Consider the following 6,876-nt stretch of genomic DNA (forward strand, 5'->3'; position numbering starts at 1 on the left):
AATTGCAGTTTTGTCTGTATAAAGCTTTGCCATAGCAACCCTTGAATAGGTATCAATAAAAGTTTGCTGGTCCTATACCCTTCTACATAATAAGTGTCTTGAGAACCTAAGTAACCAGTGTTTCAATTTCACCATCTTTGTTCTTTCACTTTCTCTAAAGCTGCAAGTTGCTCTTCAGTTAAAATTATGCCATCTTGTGCAACCTTCGCTTCAAGAGCTTTAAGTCTTTTTTTGAACGTTTCAATATCGTTTCTTAGCCATACAACCACCTTCGGAAATCCCTTTTTCTCAGCTCATTTGCAGCTCTTTATTGTCCATATGCTGGAAATTCTGTTGCGATCTGCTCTTTCTATGTCTTCGGAAACTCTGTTTGCCATAAGTGATTTTTTCTTACTTATCTCATGCAGTGCTTCTTCTCCTCCATTTTCATATAATTCCTTGAATCGATAAAACGTATCTCTTGAGTAGCCCATACGCTTGAGATACATTTCCTAATTGTTTTGCTAGCTCTAATAACCCTAACTTTGGTTTTAGTATTTTTGCTTGTATTGTACTCATATCTAACACTCCTTTCTTTTATTATTTTATAACTTACTTTTCTAAAGTGTCAGATCAAGTCTTGTTTAATACATTTAATGCTGTTTCAGAGAGCTTTTTTAGTTCACTCATACTCATTGATACTTCACAACACTCTGCACAACACCGCAATATTTGAATATATAGAAATTTTTTATAATAAACAGCGTAGACATTCTACATTGCATTCCTGAACTTTTTATTTTCATAGCAAAAACTTCTTTACTTCCTCTCTACTTTTTCTGGGTAAGGTCAATCCTCTGATACTCTATTTGCATATAATGCTCGTGTAAAGCCTCTTCTCCTCCTGTTTCATACAGTTCTTTGAATCGGTAAATGTATCCCTTGAATATCCCATACGCCTGTGATACATTTCCTAATTGCTTTGCAAGTTCTCCAACTTTGGTTTTAGTATTTTTTCTTCTCATATCTGACACTCCTTTATAATTTGTTTATATTTTTATCTTACTTTGTTTACCTGTCAGACTAAGTCTAAACTATTACAATTAATACGTGCCTTTCAGAAACAACTTATCAATCTACCAAGCCTAATTTACGAATTTGATGTAAAATCTCAATAGTACCACTCTTTATTCCTGTTTTTTTGGTGTTGTTTGCTATGTTAAGCAATTTTTTGGGATTAAGAAGCAAATTGATTAGTAGCTCTATAAGATTTTTTTCTGTTTTACTATTTTGCTCAACCGTTACAGCTGCTCCCGAATTTTCAATATGCTTTGCGTTATAAAATTGATGGTTATCTTTTGAGTGAGGATAGGGAATGTATATAGTAGGACGCTCAGCAAGAGTAATCTCTGCTATTGAAGTTGCTCCCGCTCTGCTAATTACCAAGTGAGCACTTGCTAATCTACTTTCCATGTCATCAAAAAACTCACTTAGTTCGCAATTGACCTTTTCACTTTTGTATGAGCTTTCAACCTTGTTCATATTTTTCTTCGTACATTGCTGCATCACTTTAATTTTCTCTTTTATTTTAATTGGTAAATTGCAAATTACGCTGCTCACTACATCATCAAAAAAATTTGCACCCTGACTGCCTGCTATTATTAACACGTTTAAAACTATTTCAGCGCTAGAATAGCCTTGTGCTTCTATATCAACAAAATTTCCCGTAAAAATACATTTACTACTTTCTGCATACTTAGTTTCTGGAAAGCTAGTTGCAACTAATTTTGCACTCTTGAAAAAGAATCTATTTACCCTCCCTAAAACTATATTTTGTTCATGTAAAATTATAGGTACAGAAAGAATCTTTGCTGCAAGAAGAGTTGGAAAAGAAGCGTAGCTACCAAAACCAATGACTAGTTTTGGTTTCACTTTTCTGATTTTATATATTGCTAGTACACAACTATATATTAACAAAAAGAGAAACTTCAATTTGTTGCCACTTGACTTGCACAATGGTAAAATATAACTTTCTACATTGACGGTTTTTTGATTCGTGAATAATATACAATTGTATCCTTGTGTCTTTAGTGCTTTTGCTAAGGTTATAGCTGGAAAAATGTGTCCGCCTGTACCACCTGTTGCTAGAATAATATCCATCTGTAAGAGCAAATTGATACTGAATTGTTAATCATTTTTTAGTAGTTTGCACGTAGAATTTTATTAAGCTTTATGATAGTTGAGTTAAAAATGCCTGAAAGCAGCAACAGTAAAAACGTGAAAAACAAGCCTCAAGAACAAAGAGGAAGAGGAGGTTTTGTAGGATCGTTAAAAAGCATGATAAAAGCTCTTTTTAACTCAGTTGTTGATCTACCTCAGCAAGAACAACTCAATAAAAACATTGATAGACAACAAGGTTTAGATAGTAAAAGAAAAAGCCCAGAGGATCTTAATAAGGAAAAAAAGCTTGAAGTGAAAGAAGCAGCTGAAGGGTTAAAAGAAAGGTTACAGAAATCTGACGCTGGTACTCAAATTGCAGCACAGCACAACATTGACAACTCCAAAACGATAGAACGTTAATTCAGCGATTCACCATCTGCAGCAAGTACAGATTCGTGTATCATCTCTGAAATGGTTGGGTGAGGAAAGATCGTAGATTTTATGTCAAAGTCTGTTCCTTCTAGTTGCTTTGCGAGAGCAAAATTGCTAATTAACTCTGTTACTTCTGTTCCTATCATGTGAGCTCCAAGAAGTTCGCCTGTTTTTTTATCTATAATCGTTTTCACTAACCCTTCAGTTTCACCTAGTGCAATAGACTTACCATTAAATTTGGAGTGAAATTTCCCTACTTTTATATCATATCCATTTTTTCTTGCCTGTTCTTCAGTCAGGCCAACACTTGCCATTTGTGGATGGGAATAAGTGCAATTTGGTATGCACTCTTTTTTTAACACATGGACATTTTTACCAGCAATCTTCTCAATGCAGATTACAGCTTCATGACTTGCTTTATGCGCTAAACATGGCGGACCAGCGACATCACCTATTGCATACACGTTCGGCTCATTTGTTTCATACCACTCATTCGCTTCAATAAAACCAGAAGGACTCAACTTAATTTTTGTGTTTTCTAAGCCTATATTTTCAGTATTTGCTTGAACACCAATTGCAACAATCATTCTATCAAATTCTTTGCTTTCACTGCTACTCAGTTGCACTTGAACAGAGTCTTTATTTTTAGTAAAAGTTTTTACACTGCTGCTTGTATATATTTTTATTCCCTGATCTGTAAATATTTCTCGTGCTAAGCTTGAAATCTCCCTATCTTCCAGCGGCAAAATAGTGTCTTTTATCTCTATAACTGCTACATCAACTCCCAAAGTACTATAAAAACTTGCAAATTCTATCCCTATCGCACCAGAACCTATGATTAGTAGAGATTTTGGTAACTTCTTTGGAGTCATAGCGTGCTGCGCATTCCATATTAAATCTCCATCTGCTTCTATTTCAGGAAGATTTCGTGCCCTCACGCCTGTTGCTAAAATGATATGCTTGGAAGAAATTTCCTCCTCCTTCTTATCATTAAGAATTTTTACAGTATGGTTACCTGTAAGTTTACCGAAGCCTTGATGAACTTTGATGTTATTTTTTTTCATCAAATACTCAACGCCATTTGATAGCTTGCCAACAACGTTTCTTGAATATTTCACTATCGATTGTATATCAAAACTTGCATTTTTTACTTTTATACCAAATTCGTCTGATCTTCTTATTAATCTATAAATTTCAGATGCTCTAAGTAGCGATTTTGTTGGTATACATCCCCAATTTAAGCATATACCGCCTAAATTTACTTCCTTTTCAACAATTGCAGTTTTAAATCCAAGCTGCGCCGCTCTAATTGCTGCTATATAACCACCAGGACCGCTACCTATAACTGTAATATCATACTCATTCATCAGTTTTCTTCGTGTTCAAAAGACTATATATAACAGATGAAACCAGTATGATCAATGCTCAGGTACATAGAAGCAACTTGACAAACCTTGCCAATTCCCTTATTATAATATAGCTTCACTTTCATGATAAGTGAACTGACGAAATTTATAAGGTAATTTTTTCGTTTCTACTGAATGACAGTTGTGGCCTATGCAAGAAGTCTGTTGTAGTTTGTACGATATCTTTATAAAATGGCTCGCATAAGTTATCTAGCAGTGCAACTAAACAAATACAAAAATCAAAGTGTTGCGGTTTTCGGCCTCGGTAAAACTGGTTTGTCTGTCATTAATGCTCTAACAAAGAGCAGTGCAAGAATCTATGCATGGGATGACAATGAAGAACAAATAGCAAATGCAAAAATGATATATAAAGAGTGTAATTTTATTCATCCCAAAGAATATAATTGGCATGAGATAAGAACATTGATTTTAAGCCCTGGAGTGCCAACAACAACGCATTGGATAGTGAAACTTGCAAGAAGCTTTGATTGCAAAATAAAATCAGACATTGAGCTATTTCTTGAAACTAAAACTACAAATCAGAAGGTTATAGGCATCACAGGAACAAATGGCAAATCAACTACCACATCACTAATAGGGCACATACTAAAATCTGCAGGGAAAAAGGTAGCTATTGGCGGAAATTTAGGTGTTCCTATTTTGGATTTAGAAAGAGACGCAGAAATTTATGTAATTGAATTCTCTTCTTTCCAATTGGAGATAATGAATGAAATTAATGTGGATATTTCTGTATTGCTCAACATCACACCAGACCACATAGATAGACATGGAAGTATGAATAACTACATAGCAACTAAATTAAAATTGATAAACGGTAGCAAGATTGCTGTGATAGGATGTGATAACAAAATTACCGCTGATGTATTCAATAAATTCACTGGGAACAAAATTTCAATCTCAGCTTCGATGTCACCCTCTTTGTCATCCCAGTGCCTAGGCACTGGAAAACTAGAGAATCATAGCTTATCAGTAAGCGACGTAAAAATAAACCTAATATCCAACGCAGAGAACATAGCAGCCGCATATGCCGTATGTAAGCTACTTGGAGTAGATAGCAACACCATTATCAACGGAATCAAATCCTTCCCAGGGTTAAGGCACAGAAATGAACTACTTGGCAAAATAAAGAATGTACTTTTTATCAACGATAGCAAAGCAACCAATGCAGAATCGAGTGAAAAGGCAATTTTATCTTATAAAAACATATATTGGATTGTCGGTGGAAAAAGCAAAAAAGGTGGAATAGAATCATTAAGCAAGCATTTCACCAAGATTAGAAAAGCTTTTCTTATTGGGGAATCAACTGAAGTTTTTGCAAATATTATGGAGAATAAAATAGATTATATGAAGTGTTATAATCTAGAAAACGCATTTAAACTGGCTTTTAAAGAGGCAATAAATAGCAAAGAAGAAGTAACGATATTACTTTCTCCTGCATGTTCCTCTTTTGATCAATGGAAAAATTTTAAAGAACGTGGTGAAGCATTTTGCAGAATGTTTGAAAATCTCAGGTACAATTACATATGTTGTTTAGTGTGATATTGCATGAAACGAGATGAAATGAAGTTAATAGTAGATGAGCTGATTAAGGTTATTCCATTTGAAGGAATAAGTGATGCAACCTTATTGAAAGTGTGCACGGACCTTAACCTAGCCAATAGTTTTTGTAAATTTCAAAATGGAATATATAGTGCTTTGGAGTACATAGCAGAGGACTTAAATAGCTCAATGGAAACTGAACTTTGGAATTACAATTTAGAAGATATGAAGGTAAGAGAGCGGATAAAGTTAGCTGTCCAAATACGCCTTTCAAACTATGCTAAGTTACCAAATTACAGAGAGTTTTTAAAAAATGTTTTATCATCCTCTATATTACCAAAAAATACATACTTTTCTAGTAAAGTCTTGTACAGAACTGTTAGCACAATTTGGTACGGTATTTACGATCAATCAACAGATTTTAACTACTATACAAAACGGGTGATATTAGCTGGAGTGTACTTAAGTACGATACTTTTTTTTATTAATGATTATTCAGAAGATTTTGTGGATACTCTATCGTTTCTTGATAAGCGTATCAACAATGTCATGACGTTTCAAAAGTTTAAAACCCGTTTAAAAGGAATGGTAGAAAGCTGTATCTGTTCAGGGGAGTAGCAAGGTAGACAAGGTGGTCTAATCATAGAATAGCTATGAGGTATAGCCCTACTCATAATAGTAGAAAAAGAGTAAGATATGGATTTATAGTAGTGAAGGTAAATAGTTATGACGTAAGGAAAAAGGTAATGGAAGCGTTGGATGAAGGAGAAAACTATTGCCAAGAGATTTAAGATCGGAAAAACAACTTTATATGAGTGGAAGAAAAGACGTGAGAAAACGGGAGATTTTCAGTCAAAAACGTGGGCTATAACCATAAAATTACCGACTGGAATGCATTTGCAAGGTGGCAAAACTCAGTCAGAGATGCTGGTGCAATATTAGTAGACAATCGAGCACTTAAAAATATAGGATTCACAAGACTTACGGATACAAAGAAAGAAATGAGGAAAAGCGAGCTCAATTTGTAAGGGTTATAGCGACAAAAGAACCTCAAAACTTAGTATATATAGATGAATCTGGTATTGATAATACCGAAGACTATCCCTATGGATATTGCCAGAAAGGACAGCCCTAAAATCTGGAATCAGCATGGTTGCAGCCTTAAGTGGAAGAAAAATAGTTGCTCCGTTAATCTTTGAAGGCCACTGCAATATGTTAATAAATGGTTTGAGCAATTTCTGACACCGATCTGGACAAACTTTGATAATGCTACTTTTCATAAGTCTAATAAGATTACCGAACTTGCTAAAGGGGTTGGTGCAGAAATTTTATATCTGCC

The 6,876-nt window shown here is 34.5% G+C and carries 5 protein-coding genes and 4 pseudogenes; 5 read left to right on the forward strand and 4 right to left on the reverse strand.

The window, feature by feature from the left end; translation table 11 throughout:
* A pseudogene (locus Wcon_RS07250) lies at positions 1 to 558 on the reverse strand (helix-turn-helix domain-containing protein); the annotation flags it as partial.
* 76 nt (positions 559 to 634) lie between these two features.
* Here Wcon_RS07250 and Wcon_RS13090 point away from each other — a divergent pair.
* A pseudogene (locus tag Wcon_RS13090) lies at positions 635 to 770 on the forward strand (IS3 family transposase); the annotation flags it as partial.
* Between the two features lie 90 nt (positions 771 to 860).
* Here Wcon_RS13090 and Wcon_RS13405 read toward each other — a convergent pair.
* Positions 861 to 1,004 (reverse strand): annotated as a pseudogene (locus tag Wcon_RS13405) (IS481 family transposase); the annotation flags it as partial.
* Positions 1,005 to 1,110: 106 nt separating this feature from the next.
* Positions 1,111 to 2,139, reverse strand: coding sequence for an undecaprenyldiphospho-muramoylpentapeptide beta-N-acetylglucosaminyltransferase (gene murG / locus Wcon_RS07260; protein ID WP_114517724.1), 1,029 nt, complete (start codon positions 2,137 to 2,139; stop codon positions 1,111 to 1,113).
* A gap of 72 nt (positions 2,140 to 2,211) precedes the next feature.
* Between murG and Wcon_RS07265 the strand changes: the two genes are divergently transcribed.
* Positions 2,212 to 2,559 (forward strand): hypothetical protein, encoded by a 348-nt coding sequence (locus tag Wcon_RS07265; RefSeq protein WP_114517725.1) that lies wholly within the window; start codon positions 2,212 to 2,214, stop codon positions 2,557 to 2,559.
* Here the strand turns inward: Wcon_RS07265 and lpdA are convergent.
* Positions 2,556 to 3,938: a dihydrolipoyl dehydrogenase gene (gene lpdA / locus Wcon_RS07270; protein ID WP_114517726.1), complete on the reverse strand. Its 1,383-nt coding sequence runs from the start codon at positions 3,936 to 3,938 to the stop codon at positions 2,556 to 2,558. The two genes, Wcon_RS07265 and lpdA, sit on opposite strands and share 4 nt — an antisense overlap.
* A gap of 231 nt (positions 3,939 to 4,169) precedes the next feature.
* Between lpdA and murD the strand changes: the two genes are divergently transcribed.
* The 3 genes and pseudogenes from murD to Wcon_RS07285 all read left to right on the forward strand — a co-directional run.
* Positions 4,170 to 5,537, forward strand: coding sequence for a UDP-N-acetylmuramoyl-L-alanine--D-glutamate ligase (gene murD / locus Wcon_RS07275; RefSeq protein WP_114517727.1), 1,368 nt, complete (start codon positions 4,170 to 4,172; stop codon positions 5,535 to 5,537).
* Between the two features lie 6 nt (positions 5,538 to 5,543).
* A complete protein-coding gene (locus Wcon_RS07280) occupies positions 5,544 to 6,155 on the forward strand; it encodes a COQ9 family protein (RefSeq protein WP_047759051.1) in 612 nt (203 codons plus the stop codon).
* Between the two features lie 35 nt (positions 6,156 to 6,190).
* A pseudogene (locus tag Wcon_RS07285) lies at positions 6,191 to 6,876 on the forward strand (transposase); the annotation flags it as partial.

Source organism: Wolbachia endosymbiont of Cylisticus convexus, from assembly GCF_003344345.1.

What these genes read in the sequence shown, in the direction of transcription:
- murG (WP_114517724.1), bottom strand. Translation starts at nt 2,139, where the DNA reads ATGGATATTATTCTAGCAACAGGTGGTACAGGCGGACACATTTTTCCA.
- Wcon_RS07265 (WP_114517725.1), top strand. Translation starts at nt 2,212, where the DNA reads ATGATAGTTGAGTTAAAAATGCCTGAAAGCAGCAACAGTAAAAACGTG.
- lpdA (WP_114517726.1), bottom strand. Translation starts at nt 3,938, where the DNA reads ATGAATGAGTATGATATTACAGTTATAGGTAGCGGTCCTGGTGGTTAT.
- murD (WP_114517727.1), top strand. Translation starts at nt 4,170, where the DNA reads ATGGCTCGCATAAGTTATCTAGCAGTGCAACTAAACAAATACAAAAAT.
- Wcon_RS07280 (WP_047759051.1), top strand. Translation starts at nt 5,544, where the DNA reads ATGAAACGAGATGAAATGAAGTTAATAGTAGATGAGCTGATTAAGGTT.